16 protein-coding genes and 1 tRNA gene are annotated in these 22,320 nt (G+C 72.2%); 12 read left to right on the top strand and 5 right to left on the bottom strand.

The window, feature by feature from the left end:
• Positions 1 to 45: 45 nt before the first annotated feature.
• The 9 genes from sepX (at position 46) to pucL (ending at position 10,068) form a co-directional block, all read left to right on the top strand.
• Positions 46 to 831 carry a divisome protein SepX/GlpR gene (sepX, locus tag BLU42_RS13945; RefSeq protein ID WP_091075390.1) on the top strand — a complete coding sequence of 262 codons (786 nt, stop codon included), beginning with the start codon at positions 46 to 48 and terminating at the stop codon, positions 829 to 831.
• Between the two features lie 72 nt (positions 832 to 903).
• A tRNA-Ala gene (locus BLU42_RS13940) sits at positions 904 to 976 on the top strand.
• A gap of 220 nt (positions 977 to 1,196) precedes the next feature.
• Positions 1,197 to 3,026: a glycoside hydrolase family 15 protein gene (locus BLU42_RS13935; protein ID WP_231918163.1), complete on the top strand. Its 1,830-nt coding sequence runs from the start codon at positions 1,197 to 1,199 to the stop codon at positions 3,024 to 3,026.
• Between the two features lie 386 nt (positions 3,027 to 3,412).
• Positions 3,413 to 5,011 carry a malate synthase A gene (gene aceB / locus BLU42_RS13930; protein WP_091075388.1) on the top strand — a complete coding sequence of 533 codons (1,599 nt, stop codon included), beginning with the start codon at positions 3,413 to 3,415 and terminating at the stop codon, positions 5,009 to 5,011.
• Positions 5,008 to 6,306 carry a DUF6986 family protein gene (locus BLU42_RS13925; RefSeq protein ID WP_091075385.1) on the top strand — a complete coding sequence of 433 codons (1,299 nt, stop codon included), beginning with the start codon at positions 5,008 to 5,010 and terminating at the stop codon, positions 6,304 to 6,306. The genes aceB and BLU42_RS13925 overlap by 4 nt, the downstream gene beginning before the upstream one ends.
• Positions 6,303 to 7,220 carry a bifunctional allantoicase/(S)-ureidoglycine aminohydrolase gene (locus BLU42_RS13920; protein ID WP_231918162.1) on the top strand — a complete coding sequence of 306 codons (918 nt, stop codon included), beginning with the start codon at positions 6,303 to 6,305 and terminating at the stop codon, positions 7,218 to 7,220. Before BLU42_RS13925 ends, BLU42_RS13920 begins: the two co-directional genes overlap by 4 nt.
• An 83-nt stretch (positions 7,221 to 7,303) precedes the next feature.
• The gene (locus tag BLU42_RS13915; protein ID WP_091080519.1) at positions 7,304 to 8,755 is read left to right on the top strand and encodes a nucleobase:cation symporter-2 family protein; all 1,452 of its coding nucleotides are present in this window, start codon (positions 7,304 to 7,306) and stop codon (positions 8,753 to 8,755) included.
• A gap of 34 nt (positions 8,756 to 8,789) precedes the next feature.
• Positions 8,790 to 9,116: a hydroxyisourate hydrolase gene (gene uraH / locus BLU42_RS13910; RefSeq protein WP_091075382.1), complete on the top strand. Its 327-nt coding sequence runs from the start codon at positions 8,790 to 8,792 to the stop codon at positions 9,114 to 9,116.
• Between the two features lie 61 nt (positions 9,117 to 9,177).
• Positions 9,178 to 10,068, top strand: coding sequence for a factor-independent urate hydroxylase (gene pucL, locus BLU42_RS13905; RefSeq protein ID WP_091075379.1), 891 nt, complete (start codon positions 9,178 to 9,180; stop codon positions 10,066 to 10,068).
• Between the two features lie 146 nt (positions 10,069 to 10,214).
• Here the strand turns inward: pucL and BLU42_RS13900 are convergent, their stop codons facing one another.
• A complete protein-coding gene (locus tag BLU42_RS13900) occupies positions 10,215 to 11,606 on the bottom strand; it encodes an MFS transporter (protein WP_231918161.1) in 1,392 nt (463 codons plus the stop codon).
• Positions 11,607 to 11,799: 193 nt separating this feature from the next.
• Between BLU42_RS13900 and BLU42_RS13895 the strand changes: the two genes are divergently transcribed.
• Together BLU42_RS13895 and BLU42_RS13890 are read left to right on the top strand one after the other, a co-directional pair.
• Positions 11,800 to 12,690, top strand: a complete 891-nt coding sequence (locus BLU42_RS13895) for a LysR substrate-binding domain-containing protein (protein ID WP_091075376.1) — start codon at positions 11,800 to 11,802, stop codon at positions 12,688 to 12,690.
• Positions 12,691 to 12,952: 262 nt separating this feature from the next.
• Positions 12,953 to 13,588, top strand: coding sequence for a hypothetical protein (locus tag BLU42_RS13890; RefSeq protein ID WP_091075371.1), 636 nt, complete (start codon positions 12,953 to 12,955; stop codon positions 13,586 to 13,588).
• A gap of 134 nt (positions 13,589 to 13,722) precedes the next feature.
• On the opposite strand, the gene BLU42_RS13885 is transcribed toward BLU42_RS13890, so the two are convergent.
• From BLU42_RS13885 to BLU42_RS13870, 4 genes are read right to left on the bottom strand one after another with little or no spacing between them, the layout of a single operon-like run.
• The gene (locus tag BLU42_RS13885) at positions 13,723 to 15,063 is read right to left on the bottom strand and encodes a guanine deaminase (protein ID WP_091075368.1); all 1,341 of its coding nucleotides are present in this window, start codon (positions 15,061 to 15,063) and stop codon (positions 13,723 to 13,725) included.
• Positions 15,060 to 16,055: a xanthine dehydrogenase accessory protein XdhC gene (gene xdhC / locus BLU42_RS13880; protein ID WP_091075364.1), complete on the bottom strand. Its 996-nt coding sequence runs from the start codon at positions 16,053 to 16,055 to the stop codon at positions 15,060 to 15,062. The genes BLU42_RS13885 and xdhC overlap by 4 nt, the downstream gene beginning before the upstream one ends.
• Positions 16,056 to 16,057: 2 nt before the next feature.
• The gene (gene xdhB / locus BLU42_RS13875) at positions 16,058 to 18,517 is read right to left on the bottom strand and encodes a xanthine dehydrogenase molybdopterin binding subunit (RefSeq protein WP_091075361.1); all 2,460 of its coding nucleotides are present in this window, start codon (positions 18,515 to 18,517) and stop codon (positions 16,058 to 16,060) included.
• Positions 18,514 to 20,040, bottom strand: a complete 1,527-nt coding sequence (locus BLU42_RS13870) for a xanthine dehydrogenase small subunit (RefSeq protein WP_091075359.1) — start codon at positions 20,038 to 20,040, stop codon at positions 18,514 to 18,516. Before BLU42_RS13870 ends, xdhB begins: the two co-directional genes overlap by 4 nt.
• 325 nt (positions 20,041 to 20,365) lie before the next feature.
• On the opposite strand from BLU42_RS13870, the gene uraD reads away from it, so the two are divergent.
• On the top strand, positions 20,366 to 22,303 hold the full coding sequence (gene uraD / locus BLU42_RS13865; RefSeq protein ID WP_091075356.1) for a 2-oxo-4-hydroxy-4-carboxy-5-ureidoimidazoline decarboxylase: 1,938 nt from the start codon (positions 20,366 to 20,368) through the stop codon (positions 22,301 to 22,303).
• Positions 22,304 to 22,320 lie beyond the last annotated feature (17 nt).

Genomic DNA, 22,320 nt, shown 5'->3' with positions numbered 1-22,320 from the left:
CCGCAGGTCGGCTGCCCGCACCGGCCCACCCCATAGCGTTCGCTCGTGGGGACGACGGGACTGATCTTTGCGGCCATCGCGATCGCCTGGCTGGCCTACCTGGTGCCGCACTTCGTGCGCCGTCGGGAGGGCGAGCCGGACGTCGAGGGCGAGCACGTCGACCCCTTCTCCGACTCCGTCCGCATCCTGCGGCACGGCACCGCGCCGCTGCTCGACCAGGACCTGACCGAGCTGCGTGAGTTCGAGGTGTCGACCCCCGTCACGCGCCGCGCGGCCGTCGCCGACCTGCGCCGTCTCGAGCGGGTCGCGGCCTCTCGTCGCCGCCGCGTGCTGTCGGCGCTGTTCGCCGTCCTGTGCGGCGTGATCAGCGTCGCCTCCGTCGGCTGGCTGCCCTGGTGGAGCGTCGCCGTCCCCGGCGGTCTGGTGCTCCTCTTCGTGGTCGTCTCCCGCGTCAGCGTCCGCGCGATGCGTCGCGACCTCGACGCGCGCTACGTCGCCATCAGCCGCGGCAGTGACGAGAAGACGGTCCTCATCAGCCGCAAGGACGTCGAGTCCCGCGACCGCAAGACCCGCAAGGCCGCCAAGAAGGACGCCGAGACCGACAGCAAGCCGGGCCTGTGGGACCCGCTGCCGATCACCGTGCCGACGTACGTGTCCAAGCCGCTGGCCCCGCGCACGGTCCGCACCATCGACCTGTCCGCCCCCGACGTCACCTCCTCGGGCCGCCGGAGCGTCCCGGTCACCGCCGACGCCCCGGAGGTCGTCGTCGAGGACGTCGAGACCACCGGGATCGACGAGCAGGACGGCGGGGCCAAGGCCGCCTCGGCCTGACCCCGGGTCTCGTCGGGAGGCGATCGCCTCCCGACGGTGGTAATGTTCACCACCGGTCGGGAACGACCACGAGGGGCCTTGGCGCAGTTGGTAGCGCGTCTCGTTCGCAATGAGAAGGTCAGGGGTTCGAATCCCCTAGGCTCCACCCTCCAGCGCCCGTGACCATGTCACGGGCGTTCTGCGTTCTCCAGCACCCTCTGCCTCTGCATGATCCGGTGCGCCCAGCTCTCCTCGCCGAGCGGTAGGTTGCCGCGCCTTTTCCTCGCCGAGAGGCGCCGCAACCTACCGCTCGACCGAGATCACGGGTGAGCCCGTTGGCTGACCACCACGCGTCGGCGTACGGGTTGCCCTGGCAGGCTTGCGGGGTGACCCGTCAGGACGACCAGCCGCCCCCGCCCACGATCTCCGACCACGGCATGATCGGCGACCTCCGGACGGCGGCGCTCGTCGCGACCGACGGCAGCATCGACTGGTTCTGCCCGGGTCGGTTCGACGCGCCCAGCGTCTTCGCGCGGATCCTCGACACCGACGAGGGCGGGTCGTGGGACCTGCGCCCCGTGGACGGCGACGTGCGGGCGCACCAGTTCTACTTCCCCGACTCCAACATCCTCAACACCCGCTTCCTCACCGACGAGGGCATGGTCGAGGTCCACGACTTCATGCCGCTGCTCAAGTCGGGCGACGAGGACCACCGGCAGCGGCTCGTACGCCGCGTGCAGTGCGTGCGCGGCGACATCCGCCTGCAGATGCGTCTGGCCGCCCGGCCCGACTACGCGCGCGAGCGTCCGCGGCTGACCGAGGTCGAAGGTGGGGTGCTCATCGAGAGCAGCTCGCTGCGGCTGGGGTTCAGCACGACCGTCGAGGTCCACGTCGACGGGGACGACGTCATGGCCGACCTGCACCTGTCCGAGGGCGACCGTGTCCTGCTCGTGCTCGAGGTCCTCGACGCCGAGGACGCGTTCGAGCCCGAGACCGGGACCGACGCCGACGAGCTCTTCGACGCGACGAACCGCTTCTGGCAGGCCTGGATCGGTCAGTCGTCGTACACGGGCCGCTGGCGCGAGACCGTGAACCGCTCGGCGTTGACCCTCAAGATGCTCTGCCACGAGCCCAGCGGCGGGATCGTCGCGTCGGTGACGACGAGCCTGCCCGAGGAGATCGGCGGGGGCCGCAACTGGGACTACCGCTACGTCTGGATCCGCGACGCCGGCTTCAGCCTCTACGCGCTGCTGCGCCTCGGCTTCCTGGAGGAGGCCGCCGCGTTCATCCGGTGGCTCTCCGAGCGCCTCGGCCAGCAGGACCAGGACAGCACCGAGGAGCTCGGCCCGCTGCGCGTGCTCTACGACCTCGACGGCAACATCCCGAGCCACGAGGAGGAGCTCGACCACCTGTCGGGCTACGCCGGGTCCAAGCCGGTCCGGGTGGGCAACGCCGCCGCGGGGCAGCTGCAGCTCGACATCTACGGCGACCTGATCGACTCGATCTACCTCTACAACAAGTACGGCCCGGGCATCAGCTACGACGCCTGGAAGGACCTGCGCCGCCTCGTCGACTGGCTGCTCGACCACTGGGACGCGAAGGACGCGGGCATGTGGGAGTCGCGCGACGAGCCCCGCCAGCACACGACCTCGCGGCTCATGGAGTGGGTGGCCCTCGAACGTGCGGTGCGGGTGGCGCGCCAGCGCGGGCTGCCCGGCGACATCACGAAGTGGTCGCGCGTCCGCGACGAGATCTACGCCAACGTCATGGAGGAGTGCTGGGACGACGACCTGCAGAGCTTCGTGCAGGCCACCGGCTCCGACACCGTCGACGCGGGACTGCTGCTGATGCCGCAGGTCAAGTTCGTGGCGCCGCAGGACCCGCGCTTCCTCTCCACGCTCAAGGTCATCGAGGAGCGCCTGGTCACCGACACCCTGGTGTTCCGCTACGACGTCGAGGCCGTCTCGGACGGGGTCTCGGGCGGCGAGGGCACCTTCTCGCTCTGCTCGTTCTGGTACGTCGAGGCGCTCACACGGGTCGGCCGCATCGCCGAGGCGCGGCTGGCGCTGGAGAAGATGATGACGTACGCCAACCACCTCGGCCTCTTCGCCGAGCAGATCGGCCTCAACGGCGAGCAGCTCGGCAACTTCCCGCAGGCTTTCACCCACCTCGCCCTCATCAGCGCGGCCCACAACCTGGACCGCGAGCTCGGCTGACCGGTGCACCCGGGTTGACCACTGGTCACGTCCGGGTGGTCGGCTCGGCGGTGTGGTGACCAGTGGTCATTTAGGGGCGGTGGGCCCGGCGTGTCGGCGCCACTGGTGACCACTGGTCAGGGGAGTGGGGCAGCCGCTGCGGCGGCTCGGTGCCGGTGCGTCGTGCGAGGCGGCAGGGCGACGAGGTCTGGAGCGTGAGGAGGCCGGGCCAGACCTTGCTCTTCCAAGTGGCAGAATCTAGAGTCCACTCTGCGGAAGCGTAGCCCTTGGGGCACACCTCGAGGGCCGGTGCCACGTCCTGTCTGACGGACCTGCCACGATGACCTCGTCACCGCGACCCCAGCCCGACCGACGCCCGTCCGCTCCACCACCGAGAGGCGCCCCGCATGACGCTCGAGCTGACCGACCCGCACCCGATCGAGCGGGCCGAGGAGATCCTCACGCCGGAGGCGCTGGCCTTCGTCGAGGCGTTGCACGAGCGCTTCGCCGACCGGCGTGACGAGCTGCTGGCCGCGCGCGGTGCCCGGCGCGAGGAGGCGGCCCGCACCGGGCGGCTCGACTTCCTGCCCGCGACGCGCGAGGTGCGGGAGTCGGACTGGCAGGTCGCGCCCGCCCCGCCGGCGCTGCAGGACCGCCGCGTGGAGATGACCGGCCCGGCGACCCCGGCCAAGATGGCGATCAACGCGCTCAACTCCGGCGCCAAGGTCTGGCTCGCCGACATGGAGGACGCCAGCAGCCCGACCTGGGCCAACGTCGTCGGCTCGGTCCTGAACCTGCGCGACGCCGCCCGCGGCACGCTCTCCTTCACCGCCGAGAACGGCCGGGAGTACGCGCTGCGCACCGACGCCCCGCTCGCCGTCGTCGTCATGCGTCCCCGCGGCTGGCACCTCGACGAGGCCCACCTGCTGCGCGACGGCCGCCGCGGCGTCGGCGCGCTGGTCGACTTCGGCCTGCACTTCTTCCACCTGGCCCGGCTGCTGCTCGACAACGGCCACGGGCCGTACTACTACCTGCCCAAGATGGAGTCGCACCTCGAGGCGCGGCTGTGGAACGACGTCTTCACCTTCGCCCAGGCCGAGCTCGGGGTCGCGTACGGGACCATCCGCGCGACGATGCTGGTCGAGACGATCCCCGCGGCCTTCGAGATGGAGGAGCTGCTCTACGAGCTCCGCGACCACGCGTCCGGGCTCAACGCCGGTCGCTGGGACTACCTGTTCAGCATCATCAAGTTCTTCCGTGACGCCGGGCCGGACTTCGTGCTCGTCGACCGCGCCGACATCACCATGACCGCGCCCTTCATGCGCGCCTACACCGAGCTGCTCGTGAAGACCTGCCACGCCCGCGGCGCCTTCGCGATGGGCGGCATGGCCGCGGTGATCCCGAGCCGCAAGGACCCCGAGGTCAACGCGGCCGCCTTCGCCAAGGTGCGGGCCGACAAGGAGCGCGAGGCCGGCGACGGCTTCGACGGCTCCTGGGTCGCCCACCCCGACCTCGTGCCCGTCTGCCAGGAGGTCTTCGACGCCCGGCTCGGCGACAGGCCCAACCAGGTCGACCGGCGACGTGACGACGTCGAGGTGAGCGCGGAGCAGCTGCTCGACGTGCGGTCGGCCTCGGGATCGAACACCCTCACCGGCCTGCGGAACAACCTCTACGTCGCCCTGGCCTACACCGCCGTGTGGCTGTCGGGCAACGGCGCGGTGGCCATCCACAACCTCATGGAGGACGCGGCGACCGCGGAGATCAGCCGTGCGCAGGTCTGGCAGCTGATCCGCAACGCGACCGTGCTGGCCGACACCGGGGAGCCCGTGACCCGCGAGCTCGTGTCCCGCGTCCTCGACGAGGAGTCGGAGCGGCTGCGCGGCCAGGTGGGGGAGGAGGCCTTCGAGGCCCACTACCGCCCGGCGCACGCGCTCGTCGCCGACCTGTGCCTCTCGGAGGAGTTCGTCGACTTCCTGACGCTGCCGGCGTACGAGCGGATCGCGTGACCCTGCTCGGCGCCGGCTTCCTCGACGAGGCCGACGCGCGGCTGGCCGAGACCGACGCCCACCTGGCCCGGGCCTACCCGGGCGGGCGCGGGCTGCGGCAGCCCGTGCACACCGTGTACGTCCCGGGGCAGCGCTACACGCCCGACCTGACGGAGCGCTGGGGCACCGAGGCGACCGCGCTGCTCGAGGCGCACGGGGGAATCGATGCGCTGTGCGCGCTGGTCGGGCTGCCCGACGGGGTGGCCGGGTCCGTCGCGCCGCGGGTCGTGGCCAAGCTCGGCCGCGAACCCGTCGAGGACCTGCGGATCGACTTCGAGGACGGCTACGGCCGCCCCGGCGACGCGCAGGAGGACGCCGACGTCGTCCGGGCCGCGTCCGCGCTGGCCTCGGCGATGGCGGAGGGCCGTGCGCCCGCCTTCGTCGGCATCCGCTTCAAGTGCTTCGAGGCGCCCACCCGGCGCCGCGGCCTGCGGACGCTCGACCTCTTCCTGTCCACGCTGCTCGAGCACGGCGGGCTGCCCGAGGGCCTGCGGCTCACGCTGCCCAAGGTCAGCACCGCGAGCCAGGTCGAGGTCATGGTCGGCGCGTGCGCGGCGATCGAGCAGGCCGCGGGGCTGCCCGAGGGTCGGCTCGGCTTCGAGGTCCAGGTCGAGACGCCGCCGCTGGTCCTCGGCGCCGACGGCCGCCACGAGGTCGCCGCCGCGCTGCACGTCGGCGCGGGGCGCGTCACCGGCCTGCACTACGGCACGTACGACTACAGCGCCTCGCTCGAGGTCGCCGCCGAGCAGCAGTCGATGGCCCACCCGGGCGCGGACTTCGCCAAGCTGGTCATGCAGGCCGCGGCGGCCGAGACCGGTGTGCAGCTCTCCGACGGCTCGACGAACGTCCTGCCCGTCGGCGACGCGGACGCCGTCCGCCACGCCTGGCGGCTGCACCACGACCTGGTGCGCCGCAGCCTGGAGCGCGCCTACTACCAGGGCTGGGACCTGCACCCCGGCCAGCTGCCGACGCGCTACCTCGCGACCTTCGCCTTCTTCGCCGGCGGGTTCGACCGTGCCGCGGGCCGGCTGCGGGCGTACCTGCGGCGCGACGAGGGCGGCGTCCTCGACGAGCCGGCGACCGCCCGCGCGCTGGCGCGCTTCGTCGACCGCGGGGTCTCCTGCGGCGCGGTCGGCGAGGAGACCCTGCGCGAGGCGACGGGCCTCGACCACGCCACGCTCGCTCGACTGGCGCAGCCCAAGTCCGACACCGAGAGCCTGCGGGCGCCCGCCCGCGCCGAGGAGGAGCACGCGTGACCAGCGACGGAACGACGCACGACACCGTCAGCGCCGACCCCGCCGCGCTGCGGCCAGCGGGCGGTCCGCTGCCCAGCACCAGCTACCACGTGCCCCCGGGCGGGCTGCCCCCGCAGACTGCGCTGCTCACCGACCGCGCCATGTTCACCGAGGCGTACGCGGTGATCCCCAGCGGCGTGATCCGTGACATCACGGCCAGCTACCTCCCCTTCTGGGAGGGAACCCGGGCCTGGGTGCTCGCGCGGCCGCTGTCGGGGTTCGCCGAGACGTTCTCGCAGTACGTCATGGACGTCGCTCCCGGCGGCGGCAGCGACCACCCGGAGCCGGATGCCGCGGCCGAGGGCGTGCTGTTCGTCGTCGGCGGGGAGGGCCGCCTGACGCTGGGCCCCGAGGAGGACCGGGCCGAGCACCGTCTCGAGGCGGGCACCTTCGTCTACCTGCCGCCCGGCCAGCGCTGGACGCTGCACAACGACGGGCCGGAGACCCTCGGGTTCCACTGGATCCGCAAGGCCTACGAGCGCGTCGAGGGGCTGGACGCGCCCGAGGCGTTCGTCAGCAGCGACCGCGAGGTGGCCCCGACGCCGATGCCGGGCACCGACGGGCGTTGGGCGACGACGCGGTTCGTCGACCCGGGCGACCTGCGCCACGACATGCACGTCAACGTCGTCACCTTCGAGCCGGGCGCCGTGATCCCCTTCGCCGAGACCCACGTCATGGAGCACGGCCTCTACGTCCTCGAGGGCAAGGCGGTCTACCGGCTCAACACCGACTGGGTCGAGGTCGAGGCCGGCGACTTCATGTGGCTGCGCGCCTTCTGCCCGCAGGCCTGCTACGCCGGCGGACCGGGACGGTTCCGCTACCTGCTCTACAAGGACGTGAACCGCCACGCGCGGCTCTCGCGCACGTTCCTCTGAGGCCGGGCGCCCGAGAGGTGGCGCCCACGGACCGCGACAGCACCGACACCCGCCTGTCACGAGAGGTCAGCACGATGGCGAGCATGACCCAGACCGCTCCTGAACGGCACCCGGTCGACGCGGTGCTGCCGGCGCCGCAGATGCTCCTCTACGGGCTGCAGCACGTGCTGAGCATGTACGCCGGCGTCGTCGCCGTGCCGTTGATCGTCGGCACCGCGCTGAAGCTGTCGCCGACCGACATCACCTTCCTGGTGTCGGCGGGGCTCTTCATGTCGGGCGTCGCGACACTCCTGCAGACCCTCGGGCTGTGGAAGATCGGCGCTCGGCAGCCGATCGTCCAGGGCACGTCGTTCGCCGCGGTGTCCACGATGCTCGCGGTCGGGCTGGCCCAGGGCGGCGGCACCGACGGGCTGCGGGCGATCTTCGGTGCGCTGCTGCTCGCCGGGGTGATCGCCTTCCTCCTCGCGCCCGTGTTCACCCAGCTGTTGCACTTCTTCCCCGAGGTCGTCACCGGGGTCGTCATCACGGTGATCGGCATCTCGCTGCTGCCCGTGGCCATCCGCTGGGCCGGCGGCGGCACGCCGGGGGTGACGCCGACGTTCGGGGCGCCGGTGAACATCCTGGTCGCGTTCCTGACCGTGGTGATCATCGTGCTGATCTACCGCCTGGCGCCGCCCTTCTTCAGTCGCGTGGCGATCCTGCTGGGACTCGTCCTCGGTACGGTCGTCGCCGTCCCGTTCGGCCTGACGGACTTCTCCCGCATCGGCGACGCCGGGATCTTCCAGCTGCCGACGCCCTTCCACTTCGGCACGCCGATCTTCGCGGTCGGCGCGACGATCTCGATGCTCGTCGTGATGCTGGTGATCATGACCGAGACGACGGCCGACATCCTGGCCATCGGCCAGGTCGTCGACAAGCCCGCCGACCGGCGGACGGTGACGAACGGGCTGCGCGCCGACATGGGCGCGACCGCGCTCGCCAGCGTCTTCAACGGCTTCTCGCTCAGCGCCTTCGCCCAGAACGTCGGGCTCGTGGCCATCACCGGCATCAAGAGCCGCTTCGTCGTCGCGGTGAGCGGCGCGATCCTGGTCTTCCTCGGCCTCTTCCCGGTGCTCGGGGCCCTGGTCGCGCTCGTCCCGCTGCCGGTGCTGGGCGGGGCCGGGCTGGCGCTGTTCGGGACGGTCGCCGCGAGCGGCATCCGCACGCTGTCGCGCGTCGACTTCTCCGGCAACGCGAACATCGTCATCGTCGCCTTCTCGATCGGGATGGGTCTCATCCCGATCGCGGTGCCGACCTTCTACGACGAGTTCCCGTCGTGGTTCACCGTCATCTTCGACTCGGGCATCACCGCGGCCGCGCTGACCGCCGTGGTCCTCAACGTCGTCTTCAACATCCTCGGCCGCGATCCCGCGCCGAGCGAGGGGCCGCTCTTCGCCGAGGGGCCGGCCCCCGCTGCGATCTCCCGGGAGGACGAGGCCAGGCTTGACCCGGAGGGTCCGACGGCGCGCGGCAAGCAGCAGGCGGGCAACCCGTGATCCGCGTGCTCGTCCGACCAGAGGAGGGGGAGCGATGAGCTTCGTCACCGCGCACGTGCTCGACGCGAGCGCCGGCCGGCCGGCGGCCGGGGTCGGCGTGACGCTGTCCGACGCGTCCGGCACCGTGCTCGCCGAGGCCGTGACGGACGACGACGGCCGCGTGCCCGACCTCGGGCCGGACACGCTCGAGCCGGGGACGTACGAGGTGCGGTTCGCCTCCGGCGAGCACTTCGCCGCGCAGGGCGTCGCGTGCTTCCACCCGTACGTTCCGGTCGTCTTCAGCGTGGTCGCCGGCCAGGCGCACTACCACGTGCCGCTGCTGCTCAGCCCGTTCGCGTACACCACGTACCGCGGCAGCTGAGCGCCGCGCCGCTGCTCGTCCAGACTCCTACGCACGGCACGACCACAGGGAGGAACCCGTCATGACCCCGATCAGGCTGGCTGCGAACCAGTACGGCAAGGCCGAGAACCGCGTCGTCCGCGTCACCCGGGACACCGACCGGCACGACCTCGTCGACCTGAACGTCACCTCGCAGCTGCGCGGCGACTTCGACGCGGCGTTCCTCGAGGGCGACAACGCCCACGTCGTCGCGACGGACACGCAGAAGAACACGATCTTCGCCTTCGCGCGTGAGCCCATCGGCTCGCCGGAGGAGTTCCTGGTCTCGCTGGCCGACCACTTCACGTCCGAGTTCGCGTGGGTGAGCGGCGGGCGCTGGGCGGCGGAGGAGTACGGCTGGTCGCGCATCGGCGACCACGACCACTCCTTCTACCGCAGCGCGCCGGAGACACGGACCGCCGTGGTGGTGCGCGACGGGGACGCGACGACGCTGATCTCCGGGTTCCACGGCCTCACGGTCATGAAGACGACGCAGTCGGGGTTCGTCGGCTACCCCCGCGACCGCTACACGACGCTGCCCGAGACCGAGGACCGCATCCTCGCCACCGACGTCTCCACCCGCTGGCGCTACGCCGCCGACGCGGTCGAGGGCCTCGACTTCGACGCGACGTACGACAGCATCAAGGCGACGATCATGGAGACCTTCACCAAGGGCTACTCGAAGGCGCTGCAGCAGACCCTGCACGACATGGCCGCCGCCGTGATCGAGGCGCACGACGTGGTCGACGAGATCAAGTTCTCGTGCCCGAACAAGCACCACTTCCTGAGCGACCTCTCGCCCTTCGGGCTCGACAACCCCGGCGTCGTCTTCTACGCCGCCGACCGCCCGTACGGCCTCATCGAGGCGACCTTCCAGCGCGAGGGCACCCCCACCAAGGACGCGGCCTGGGTGGGGATCGCCGGCTTCTGCTGAGCCCCGGTCCCGCTCTCCTCAAGACCGCCGAGCGGTAGGTTGCCGCGCCCGATCAGGCGATTCGAACGCGGCAACCTACCGCTCGGCGGGGTCGTGGGGCGGTGGGGGAGGTTCGTAGAGGTGCGGGCCGGAGCTCGCCCAGGCCCTCAGCGGTGCGCGGGCACGATGTGCAGCGGCAGGCGCGAGCGGCCGTGCAGCTCGAGCTCGAGCGTGAGGTGCGAGCGGCGGGCGATGAGGAGCCCGACGCCGGTCGACACGAGCGCCACCAGGGCGCCGCAGCCGAGCATGCTCGGACGCGCGCCGACGTGGTCGATGAGCCAGCCGACCGCCGGTCCGCCGATGGCCTGGCCCCCGAGCAGGACGAGCAGGTAGACGCCGATGACCCGGCCGCGCAGCGCGGGCGTCGCCGTCGTCTGCACCAGCGAGTTGGCCCCGGTGAGGAACTGCAGCGTGCAGAAGCCGATCGCGACCAGCGCGATGCCGAAGGTCCAGGCCGACGGCGCGAGCGCGGCGATCATCAGCGTCAGGCCGAGCGCGACGAGGGTGGCGGTCAGCGTCCGCACCCGGGGCGCCGCCTGGCGGCGGGCCGAGACGATCGCCCCGGTCAGGGCACCGACGGCGCTCAACGAGTTGAAGAGGCTGTAGCCGCTGACGCCGGCGGTGAAGACGTGGTCGGCGAAGGCAGCGAGGATCACCGGCATGTTGAGCCCGAAGAGGCCGATGGTCGCGGCGAGGGCAATCGACCAGGCCACCTCCGACGTACGCCCGATGTAGCGCAGCGCCGCCCGCAGCTCGCCCGAGCCGCCGCGCGAGCGCTCCGGCACGAGCGCGGCCTTCGGCCGGATCACCAGCACCATCGACACGACGACCAGGCACGAGGCCGCGTTGAGCAGGAACGACCAGCCCTGCCCGACGGCGTGGATGAGCACGCCGGACAGCGCCGGGCCGACCAGCGCGCCGAGCTGGAAGACCGAGGAGTTCAGGCTGACCGCGTTGCGGATGTGGGCCGGGCCGACCAGCTCGGAGACGAAGACCTGCCGCGTCGGGTTGTCGACGACGGTGACCAGCCCGAGGACGGTGGCGAGCACGAAGACGTGCCACGCCTGGACGGTGCCGGTCAGGGCCAAGGTTCCCAGCGTGGCCGCGACGAGCGCCGCAGTCGACTGGGTGACGACGAGGATGCGCCGCTTGGGGAAGCGGTCGGTGACCACCCCGCCGAAGAGGCCGAGGAGCAGCACGGGCAGGAACTGCAGGGCGACGGCGATGCCGACCGCCGTGACGCTGCCCGTCAGCTCCAGCACCAGCCAGTCCTGGGCGATGCGCTGCATCCACAGCCCGGTCGTGGCGACGACCTGCGAGGTCAGGAAGAGCCGGTAGTCGCGCACCTCGAGGGCGGCGAAGGCGCGCGGCCAGCGGCGTACGCGGGTGGCGCCGAGATCGGCGGCGGGGTCGACATGAAGGTCGACGGGAAGGTCGGGAGGCGGAGCGGCTGACGGTGCGGAGGTCGTCAGGGCGTGTTCGGCGGGAGCCGCGGACACAGGGTTCACCCAAATTCGAAGAGCGTGGCGGAGCGGAGCGTGAGGCTCACGGGGCTCGGCTCAGCGGTGAACCGACCGGACCAAACTAAAACGATCGAGCCCGATTGAGCGAAGGAATACACGCGATTTCTACTATTGTGTTTCGCAATGAGTGGCTCTTCGTCGCTCGCCGGCGACGACGAAGGGGCAGGCCGTGGCGCAGGAGGTCAGCTTCGACCCGGTGCTGCTGCGCACCTTCCTCGCGGTGGCGACGGGGCTGAGCTTCACCCGCGCGGCCGAGCAGCTCGGGCTCAGCCAGCCCACCGTCTCCCAGCACGTCCGGCGCCTCGAGGAGGCGGCCAAGCGCCAGCTCGTCCGCCGGGACACCCGCTCGGTGTCGCTCACCGACAACGGTCAGGCGATGGCCGGCTTCGCGCGGACGATCCTCGCGGCCAACGACGAGGCGGTCGCGTACTTCACGGGCTCGGCCATGAGCGGGCGGCTGCGGTTCGGGGCGGCGGACGAGCTCGCGCTGAGCGAGCTGCCGACGATCCTGCGCCAGTTCCGGGAGCTCTACCCGCGGATCAACCTGGAGCTGACGGTCACCCAGAGCGGCACCCTCTACCGCCGCCTGTCGGCCAACCACCTCGACCTGATCTTCATCAACCAGGAGGCCGACCTCGGCCGCGGGACCCTCGTGCGCCGCGACCGGCTCGTCTGGGTGGGGACCGAGCGGCTGCAGCTGGCGGCCGACCAACCGGTCCCGGTGATCACGTACCACGCGCCGAGCCTCAGCCGCTCGGCCGCGATCGACTCGCTCGACCAGGCCGGCCGCACCTGGCGGATCACCTGCAACACCCGCGAGATCAACGGCGTCCTCGCCGCGACACGGGCCGGCATCGGCATCTGCGTGCTCGCCCAGAGCCGCGTGCCCGGCGACCTGCGCATCCTCTCCGGCCGCTTCGATCTCCCCGCTCTGCCCGACGTCGAGATGGCGCTGGTCGACAACCCGCTCGCCGCGCGCGAACCCATCGAGGCGCTCAGCCGGGCGATCGTCAACCTGCCGCTCGGGCCTCACCAGGCGTCCGGGGTCCCGCCGCGTTGAGACCCCGGCGCTCACGGTCGCGACGCAGCTCACGTCGCACCCGAGGGCCTGTCCCTGAGGTGCGCCGAGCCCCTCCTGAGCCGTTCTTGAGCCAGAACGGTTGATGGCTCAATCCTTCGACGCTCCTGAGGAAACGATGTCAGTCGGGCAGAGGGAGCGTAGAGGTCCGGGCGGCAGAGTTCTTCTCACCAGCCCGGAGGGGCCGGGGAGCAAGCGGGGGCTGGCTCGAAGGACACCAAGACCTCGTCAGGAGACCCCCGCCATGAACACCACCTCCGCCACCTCCGCCCGCCGCCCGTCGCGCAAGGTCGCCACGATCGTCAGCCTCATCGCCGTCCCGGTCGCCCTCGCCGCCTCCGGCCTCGTCGTGGCCCAGTCCTCCTACTCGGCCTACTCCGCCACCACCGCCAACCCGACGAGCAACTGGGCCACCGGCACCGTCGCCCTCAGCGACGACGACAACAACACCGCCGCCTTCACGGCCTCCAACCTCAAGCCCGGCTCCACCGGCAGCCGCTGCATCGTGGTGTCCTCCACCGGCTCGCTGCCCTCGGCGGTCAAGCTCTACGGCACCGGCGCGGCCACCACCAAGGCCCTCGCCAGCGACATCAACCTCACCATCACCCAGGGCACCGGCGGCTCGTTCGGCGACTGCACCGGCTACACCCCGCTCCCCAAGAACTCCGCGGTCTACAGCGGCACGCTCGCCGGCTTCTCCTCCGCCGCCACGAACTTCTCCAACGGCCTCGGCGCCTGGAACACCACCGGCGCCGGCACGGTCGCCAACCCCGAGACCCGCACCTACCAGCTGACCTACAGCGTCCGCACCGAGACCACGAACGACACCCAGGGCGGCACCGCCGCCGTCGGCTTCACCTGGGAGGCCCAGAACAGCTGAGCCCGGTCCACCGGCTCAGGGCGTCCTGTCGGAGGGCACGCACGAAGGGCCGGAGGACGGAGGAGGGACCGGTGCGGCCACGATCGGGGAGCGCCGCGCTGCGTCCGGGGACGGATGACTCGAGGGCCGGACGATCAGTACGGTCCGCCGGAGGAGCCGGACGCGAGGCTGGTCGACGCACGCAACGGGCGATCTGCGGCCCAGACGCCCGCCACATCGGCCGGGGTGGCCAGGGCGAAGACCCGGGCCAGGAGGTCGCTCGCGTCCTTGGCGTGGGCCACGTTGACCGCCAGGGTGCTGCCCGCTGCCGGCCGGAGCCAGACGGCGTCGAAGTCCTTCCCCGCGGCCAGGTCGCCCACGCGGTCGGACAGGCCGAGCGCCTCGGCGCCGGCCCGCGTGGCCAGGTGCAGCAGGTGCACCGGCGACAGCGGGACGCCCGCGGGACCGAGCAGCTGCTGCACGAAGTAGGCCTGCAGCCCCTCCTTGACCAGCGAGAAGCCGGTCCCTGCTCCGACGTCGCTGCCCAACGCCACACCGACGCCGCGCTCGAGGTGACGGCGCAGGGGGAAGAGCCCGCTGCCGAGCGCCGCGTTGCTGGTGGGGCAGTGCGCGACCCAGGCGCGGGCGTCGGCCAGGACGTCGAGCTCGTGGTCGGTCGGGTGCACGTTGTGCGCGAGGACGGTCCGCGGTCCGACGAGGCCGTGGTGGGCGTACGTGTCGAGGTAGTCGCGACGGTCGGGGAAGAGCGCGCGGACCTCCTCGACCTCCACGCCGTTCTCGTTGACGTGCGAGGTCAGCCAGGCGCCGTCGGTCAGGCCGAGCAGCTCGGCGCAGACGTCGAGCATCGGCTCGGACGCCGAGAGCGAGAAGCGCGGCGTCACCGCGTAGCGCAGCCGGCCCGACCCGGCACCGTGCCAGCGCTCGATCAGCTTGCGCCCCTCCGACAAGGCGACCTCGGGCGCGGTCAGCAGCTCGCCGCGCAGGATGCGGTCGCTCACGACCTGGCCCGCGGTGATGCGCAGGCCCCGGTGCTCGGCCGCGGTGAAGAGCGTGTCGACCGCGTCGGCGAAGTGCGACCCGAAGACGAGGGCGGTCGTCGTCCCGGCCGCGACCAGCCCGTCGAGGAACTCCTCGGCGACCACGGCCGCGTACGCGTGGTCGGCGAGCCGGGCCTCCTCGGGCAGCGCGCAGTCGCGCAGCCAGTCGAGCAGCGGCATCCCCAGCCCGCCGATCGCGCGGACCTGCGGGTAGTGCACGTGCGTGTCGACGAACCCGGGCAGCAGCACGCCCTCGCGGAGGTCGACCGTCTCCTCGTCAGGGTGGTCGCGGACGAGGTCGGCGTACGGGGCGCGCGCCACGACGCGGCCGTCGCGGACCAGCAGGCCGCAGTCGTCGTCGGCGCGGAGCGCAGCGGTGGGGTCGGTCGTGAAGGGGTTCGCTGCGACGTCGACGACGAGAGCGCGGTAGAGGGTCATGCGTCGACCTGGTCGGCCTGGGCGCCTTCCGTGCCCTTCGAAAGGCTCAGGGATCGTGATCCGGTCTGCCTGCGTGCTTCGCTTCCCGTTCCTTCGGAGCCCTTCGACAGGCTCAGGGATCGTGGCTGGGTCAGCGGCCGTGCGATCAGGGTCTCGAGGAGGGCGGCGGCGACGCTGACGGCGATGACGGCGGGGTCCTTGCCGGTGATCGTGGGCAGGCCGATCGGGGAGGTGATGCGGTCGAGGGTCGCGTCGTCGTGACCCTCGGCGCGGAGGTTCTGACGGAACCTCGACCACTTCGCGCTCGAGCCGATCAGGCCGACGCTGCCCAGGCTGTCCTTCTCCTCGAGCAGCCGGAGCGCAGCGTCGCAGAGCGCGAAGTCCTCCGCGTGGTCGTGGGTCATCACGAGCACGTGCGCGCCGCGGGGTAGGCGTTCGAGGACGGTCTCGCCGACGAGCCTCCGGTGCACGGTCACGTCCGCGACGCCCTCGGTCACGTCGGCGAGACGCAGCGGGTCGAGCTCGGCGGCGCGGGAGTCGACGAGGTGCAGCGAGACCTCGAGCCGCGACAGGATGCGCGCGAGCTCGTAGCCGACGTGCCCGACGCCGAAGATCGCGACGGTGGGGCGTACGGGGAGGGGTTCGAGGAGCAGGGCGACCTCGCCGCCGCAGCACTGCCGGCCGTGCTCGGTGCGGGCGTGGTCGTTCAGGCGCAGCTCGAGCGACTCGGGGGTCGTCGCGCCGGTGACGAGGAGCGCCCGCGCCCGGTCGACCGCGGTCTGCTCGAGGTTGCCGCCGCCGACGCTGCCCCAGGTCCGCACCGCGCTGACGACCATCTTGGCGCCGGCGTCGCGCGGGGCGTGCCCGCGCACGGCGGTCACGGTGACGAGGACGCCGGCCTCACCGTCAGCCCGCAGCTGCTGGACCGCGCCCAGCCAGTCCCCACCCGCTGCCTCAGGGGGACGACCCCCTGGAACCTCCGGACAAGCCATGGTCATGCCTGCGCCAGGGACGGAGAGGTCGAGGCGGACTCGCTGACCGCGTGCTCGGTCGCGACGGCGCCGGAGTGCTCGCCGGCCGCGTACGCCTCGCTCGCGGCCGAGGTCGCCAGGGCAGGTTCGGCCCGGCCGGACCGCGCCGCCTCGACCGCCCAGTAGACGGCCTCGGGCGTCGCCGGGCTCCCCAGGTCGACCTCCATGCCCCCGGGCCCGAAGGCGGCCGCCGCCTGGCGCAGCGCCTCGCGGACGGAGAAGGCGAGCATCAGCGGCGGCTCGCCGACGGCCTTGGAGCCGTAGACGACGCCCGACTCCGTCGCGCGCTCGAAGAGGTGCACGCGGAAGTCCTCGGGCATCTCGGAGAAGCTCGGCAGCTTGTACGTGCTCGCCGACTGCGTCGAGAGCCGCCCGCGGTGCGGGCCGTCGGTCGTGTCCCAGCGCAGCTCCTCCAGCGTCAGCCAGCCGGCGCCCTGGACGAACCCGCCCTCGATCTGCCCGACGTCGATCAGCGGCGACAGGCTGTCGCCGACGTCGTGGACGATGTCGACGCGCCGCGTCCGGTAGGTCCCGGTGAACCCGTCGACCTCGACCTCGCTGACCGACGCCCCGTACGCGAAGTACTTGAACGGCTCGCCCTGCATGCGCTCGGCGTCCCAGTGCAGGCCCTCGGTCCGGTAGAAGCCGGCGGCCCACAGCGACACCCGCTGGAAGTAGGCCGCCTGGGTCAGCTCGGACCAGGCGATCTCGCGGTCGTGGAAGCCGATGCCGGTGACGACGCCGTCGACGAACCGCACGTCGTTGGGGTGGATGTTCAGGTGGCGCGCGGCCACGTCGGCCAGGCGCTCGCGGATCTGCTCGCAGGCGTTGCGGATCGCGCCGCCGTTGAGGTCGGCGCCGGAGCTGGCCGCGGTGGCGGAGGTGTTCGGGACCTTGTCCGTGCGCGTCGGGGCGAGGCGGACGTGGCTCAGCGGGACGCCGAGCGCGGTCGCCGCGACCTGGATCATCTTCGTGTGCAGGCCCTGGCCCATCTCGGTGCCGCCGTGGTTGATCAGCACCGAGCCGTCCTTGTAGACGTGCACGAGCGCGCCGGCCTGGTTGAAGGCGGTGAGGTTGAACGAGATCCCGAACTTCACCGGCGTGATCGCGAGCCCGCGCTTGGTGTGGAGGTGCGCCGCGTTGAACGCCTCGACCTCGGCCGTCCGTGTAGCGAAGTCCGAGCGCTCCAGCAGGATCTGCCAGATGTCCCGGAGCCGCTCGGCGTGCCGGACCGGCTGCCCGTACGGGGTGGCCTGGCCGGGCAGGTAGAGGTTCGTCCGACGCAGCTCCTCGGCGCTGACGCCGAGCAGGGGAGCGCAGCGCCCGAGGATGTCCTCGACGACGATCATGCCCTGCGGCCCGCCGAACCCGCGGAACGCGGTCTGCGACGTCTTGTTCGTCTTCGCGACGCGCCCGAGGACCTCGATGTCGGGGACCCAGTAGGCGTTGTCGACGTGGCACAGCGCCCGCGCGAGCACCGGCTCGGAGAGGTCGAGGCTCCAGCCGCCGTCGCTGGTCAGCGTGGCGCGCAGCCCGCACAGGCGGTTCTCCGCGTCGAAGCCGACCTCCCAGCTCGCGTGGAAGGGGTGCCGCTTGCCCGACATCGTCAGGTCCTGGGTGCGGTTCAGGCGGAGGCGGACCGGGCGTCCGGTGAGGACCGCGCCGAGCGCGGCGACCGCCGCGAAGCCGTGCGGCTGCATCTCCTTGCCGCCGAACCCGCCGCCCATCCGCAGGCACTGGACCGTGACCGCGTGGCTGGCCAGGCCGAGCACGTGCGCGACGATCTCCTGCGTCTCGCTCGGGTGCTGCGTGCTCGACTGCACGAAGACCTGCCCGCCCTCGTCGACGTGCGCGAGCGCGGCGTGCGTCTCCAGGTAGAAGTGCTCCTGCCCGCCGAGCTCGAGCTCGCCGGAGAAGCGGTGCGCGGCGCCCGCCAGCCCGGCCTCGGCGTCGCCGCGCGACAGGGTGCGCTGGTGGCCCTGGAAGCTCTCGGCCTCGATCGCCTCGTGCAGCGTGAGGATGGAGGGCAGCGGCTCGTACGCGACCACGACCGCCTCGGCACCCCGCCGGGCCGCCTCGTCGGACTCGCCGAGGACGTAGCAGACCGCGTGGCCGTAGAACATGACCTCGTCACCGAAGAGCGGCTCGTCGTGCTTGACGCCGGCGTCGTTCACCCCGGGGACGTCGGCGGCGGTGAGCACCCGCACGACGCCGGGGACCGCGTACGCCGGTTCGACGTCGAGGCGGGTGATCCTCGCGTGGGCGTGCGGGGCCTGCACCGGCCACGCGGTGAGGACGCCGCTCATCCGCACGGCGAGGTCGTCGGTGTAGAGAGCGGCCCCGGTGACGTGCAGCGGCGCGCTCTCGTGCGAGACCTCGAGCCCGACCTTGGGGTTGACGGGACGTTCGGCGAGGGTGCTCATCGGGACTCCTCCACCAGCTTGAGCAGGCTCTGGCGCAGCATCGCCCTCCGGTAGCGGGCTGACGCCCGGTGGTCGTCGAGGGGCGTGCCCTCACTCCCGAGCGCCTCGGCCGCCTCGGCCACGCCCTCGGCCGTGAACGGCCGCCCGACGAGCGCCTGCTCGGCCATCAGCGCCCGGACCGGCGTCGCGGCCACGCCGCCGAGACCGATGCGCGCCTGGGCGACCACGCTCCCTGAGCCTGTCGAAGGGCCGTCGAGCGTCAGCGCGAACGCCACGGACACGCTCGAGATGTCGTCGAACCGTCGCTTGGCGATCTTGTGGAACCCGACCAGCGGGGCAAGCGGCTTGGGCACGACGACGGTCCGGATGAGCTCGTCGGGTCGGCGGACCGAAGCGCGGTAGCCGGTGAAGTAGTCGGCCAGGCCGACGGTGCGCTCGCCGGCGGCGGAGGCCAGCACGAGCCGGGCGTCGAGCGCGAGCAGCACGGGCATGCTGTCGCCGATCGGGCTCGCGGTGCCGAGGTTGCCGCCGAACGTGGCCGCGTTGCGGATCAGCCGCGACGCGAACTGGGGGAAGAGCTCCGCCAGCAGCGGCACTCGTCCGTCGAGCCCGCGCTCGACCTCGCTCAGCGTGAGCGAGGCCCCGATCTCGAAGGCCTCGTCGGTCTCGGCGAGCGTCCGCAGCTCCGGCAGCCGGTCGAGCGCGACGGTGAGGCGCGTCCGGCTGTGCCGCAGGTTGAGCTCGACGCCCCAGTCCGTCGAGCCGGCGAGCAGCCGCGCGTCGGGCTCCGCGGCCAGCAGCGCCAGCGCCTCGTCCAGCGACGCCGGCCGGACGAACGAGCCCAGCGGGCTGGAGGTCCGGGTCGGACGAGGTGCGGGAGCCGCGGTCCGGGTGCGCGCCAGCAGCGCGTCGTCGTCGTCCGGGGCGCCGAGCGCGTACGCGGCGTCGCGGATCGGGCGGTAGCCCGTGCAGCGGCACAGGTTGCCGCTGAGCGCGTGGAGGTCGAAACCGTTCGGGCCGTGCTCGTGCGCCGGTTCCTGCCCGTCGACGACGGGGGAGCGGCCGGCCCGGTAGTACTCGGCGGCCATGGAGCAGACGAAGCCGGGCGTGCAGTAGCCGCACTGCGAGCCGCCCCGGTCGGCCATCTCCCGCTGCACGGGGTGCAGGGCGTCGGGCCGGCCGAGGCCCTCCGCGGTCCGGACCTCCTGGCCGTCGAGCGCGGCGGCCGGGGCGAGACAGGCGTTGATCGAGACCCAGGTGCTCGCGCCCGGGCCGGTGGCGCCGTCGATCGAGGAGTCCGGCCGCAGCACCATGACGGCGCAGGCGCCGCACTCGCCCTCGGCGCAGCCCTCCTTGGAGCCGGTCAGCCCCTCGGTGCGCAGCCAGTCGAGCAGGGTCACGTGCCCGCCCACCTCGCCGAGGCGCCGTTCGCGACCGTTCACGACGATCGAGGGCGCAACGGTCACCTCGGACGCCGCGTCGTCGGGCACGCCCGCGGGGGCGTCGACAGTGGGCACCGCCATGGTCAGCCAGCTCCGTCCCGTGCTGCGACGACGCGTCCGCCCGGCTCCGGGCGTCGGCGTCGTCGCATGGTTGGTGTCGATTCTGGCTGGTCCGACGCCGGTTATCCATGCGCAACGACAGCGGGCCGTGCCTCGTAGCGTAACTGGAACCTGCGCTGACGCTGCCACTGGACGGAAGCAGGGTTCCACCCAGCGAAACCAGACGACCTCACACGTCCCGGCGCGCAGTCCTTGACGCGTGTGTGGTGCGGTCCTAGCCTCGTCCGGCGACCGGTACGGCGCTTCCGTGCGACGGAAGGCGAGAGCCCGGCGGAAGGGGCACCCGATGGCCACCACTGCCGCTCTCCCCGAGCGACCCGCGCGCCGCGCGAAGCACCCCGTCGACGAGGTGCTGCCCGCCGGCAAGCTGGCGGTCTACGGCTTCCAGCACGTCCTCGCCTTCTACGCCGGCGCGGTCGTCGTCCCGATCCTCCTGGCCAGCGCCATCGGGCTGTCGGAGCGCGAGCTGATCCACCTGATCAACGCCGACCTGTTCACCTGCGGCATCGCCTCGATCGTCCAGTCGATCGGATTCTGGAAGGTCGGGGTCCGGCTGCCGTTGCTCCAGGGCGTGACCTTCACCGCCGTGTCGCCGATGATCGCCATCGCGCTCGCCGCCGGCGGCGGCACCCAGGGCCTGCTGGTGATCTACGGCGCGGTGATCGTCGCCGGGATCTTCACCTTCCTGATGGCGCCGTACTTCAGCCGCCTGATCAGGTTCTTCCCGCCCGTCGTCACCGGCTCGGTGATCCTGATCATCGGCATCGCCCTGCTGCCCGTCGCCGCAGGGGACGCGACCGGCGGGGCCGGGCCGACGTCGGACCCGACCAACCCCAAGTACCTCGCGTACGCGCTCGGCACCCTCGCGCTGATCGTGGCGATCCAGCGCATCTTCCGCGGCTTCCTCGCTACGGTCGCTGTGTTGGTCGGCCTGGTCGTGGGCACGCTCGTCGCCTGGCTGCTGGGCGACGCGAGCTTCAGCGGCGTCGCCGACTCGAGCTGGGTCGGGCTGACCACGCCGTTCTACTTCGGCTGGCCGAAGTTCTCGGTCGCCGCGATCATCTCGATGATCGTCGTCATGCTGATCACCGCCGTCGAGACGACCGGTGACGTCTTCGCCACCGGCGAGATCGTCGAGAAGCGGATCAAGCGCGACGACATCGCCCGTGCGCTCCGGGCCGACGGCCTCGCCACGACGATCGGCGGCGTCTTCAACTCGTTCCCCTACACCTGCTTCGCCGAGAACGTCGGCCTCGTGCGCCTGACCCGGGTCAAGAGCCGATACGTCGTCGCCACCGCCGGCGCGATCATGATCGTGCTCGGCCTGATCCCCAAGGCCGGCGCGCTGGTCGCCGGCATCCCGCACCCGGTGCTCGGCGGGGCCGCGCTGGCGATGTTCGCGACCGTCGCCGTCGTCGGCATCCAGACGCTGTCGCGGGTCGACTTCCACGACCACCGCAACGTCGTCATCGTCTCCACCGCGATCGGGCTGGCGGTGTTCGTCACCGTGCAGCCCGACGTGGCCAAGGCCGTGCCGTCGTGGGCGCAGATCATCTTCGGCTCGGGCATCACGCTCGGCAGCATCGTGGCCATCGGGCTCAACCTGCTCTTCCACCACGTCGGCCGCAGCCGCGGTGCCGCCGTGGCCGGCGTGCCGGGGCGCAGCCTGGTCGGGCTCAACGACGTGAACCAGATGAGCCGCGAGGAGTTCGTCGAGACGTTCGGCGGGCTCTTCCAGGGCCCGCGCTGGGTGGTCGAGCGCGCGTACGACGAGCGCCCGTACGCCGACACCCGTGAGCTGCGGCGGGCGTTCCAGGACGCGCTGCTGGTGGCGAGCAAGGACGAGCAGCGCGAGCTCTTCGCGGCCTACCCCGAGCTGGGCTCGGACGCGGTCGCCTCCGGCGAGGCCGGCGCGGGCTCGTTCGGCGACCAGTCGGCGCTCGGGCTCACCCGGCTCGACGACGAGGCGCACGGAGAGCTCGCCGCGCTGGCCGACGCGTACGAGGAGCGGTTCGGCTTCCCGCTGATCATCTCCGTGCGCGACCGGTCCTCGTTCGAGCAGATCCTCGAGCACGGCCGCCACCGCCTGGACAACTCCCCGACCCAGGAGCACGCGCTCGCCCTGATCGAGATCGCGAACATCGCCGGGCACCGCTTCGACGACCTCGTCGCCGACGCGAACCCGATCTACACCGCCCGTACGCGGGGTCTCGCCGACGCCTGAGCTCGCGGCGCTGCGGT

The sequence above is a fragment of the Microlunatus sagamiharensis genome, assembly GCF_900105785.1.
GTDB classification, from domain to species: Bacteria; Actinomycetota; Actinomycetes; order Propionibacteriales; family Propionibacteriaceae; genus Microlunatus; species Microlunatus sagamiharensis.
Note: the sequence above shows the minus strand (reverse complement) of the source record. Positions and strands in the feature narration are given on the sequence as shown.

Coding starts and splice junctions, on each gene's coding strand:
- aceB (WP_091075388.1), top strand. CDS start 3,413: ATGACGCTCGAGCTGACCGACCCGCACCCGATCGAGCGGGCCGAGGAG.
- BLU42_RS13915 (WP_091080519.1), top strand. CDS start 7,304: ATGACCCAGACCGCTCCTGAACGGCACCCGGTCGACGCGGTGCTGCCG.
- uraH (WP_091075382.1), top strand. CDS start 8,790: ATGAGCTTCGTCACCGCGCACGTGCTCGACGCGAGCGCCGGCCGGCCG.
- pucL (WP_091075379.1), top strand. CDS start 9,178: ATGACCCCGATCAGGCTGGCTGCGAACCAGTACGGCAAGGCCGAGAAC.
- BLU42_RS13890 (WP_091075371.1), top strand. CDS start 12,953: ATGAACACCACCTCCGCCACCTCCGCCCGCCGCCCGTCGCGCAAGGTC.
- BLU42_RS13885 (WP_091075368.1), bottom strand. CDS start 15,063: ATGACCCTCTACCGCGCTCTCGTCGTCGACGTCGCAGCGAACCCCTTC.
- xdhC (WP_091075364.1), bottom strand. CDS start 16,055: ATGGCTTGTCCGGAGGTTCCAGGGGGTCGTCCCCCTGAGGCAGCGGGT.
- xdhB (WP_091075361.1), bottom strand. CDS start 18,517: ATGAGCACCCTCGCCGAACGTCCCGTCAACCCCAAGGTCGGGCTCGAG.
- BLU42_RS13870 (WP_091075359.1), bottom strand. CDS start 20,040: ATGGCGGTGCCCACTGTCGACGCCCCCGCGGGCGTGCCCGACGACGCG.
- uraD (WP_091075356.1), top strand. CDS start 20,366: ATGGCCACCACTGCCGCTCTCCCCGAGCGACCCGCGCGCCGCGCGAAG.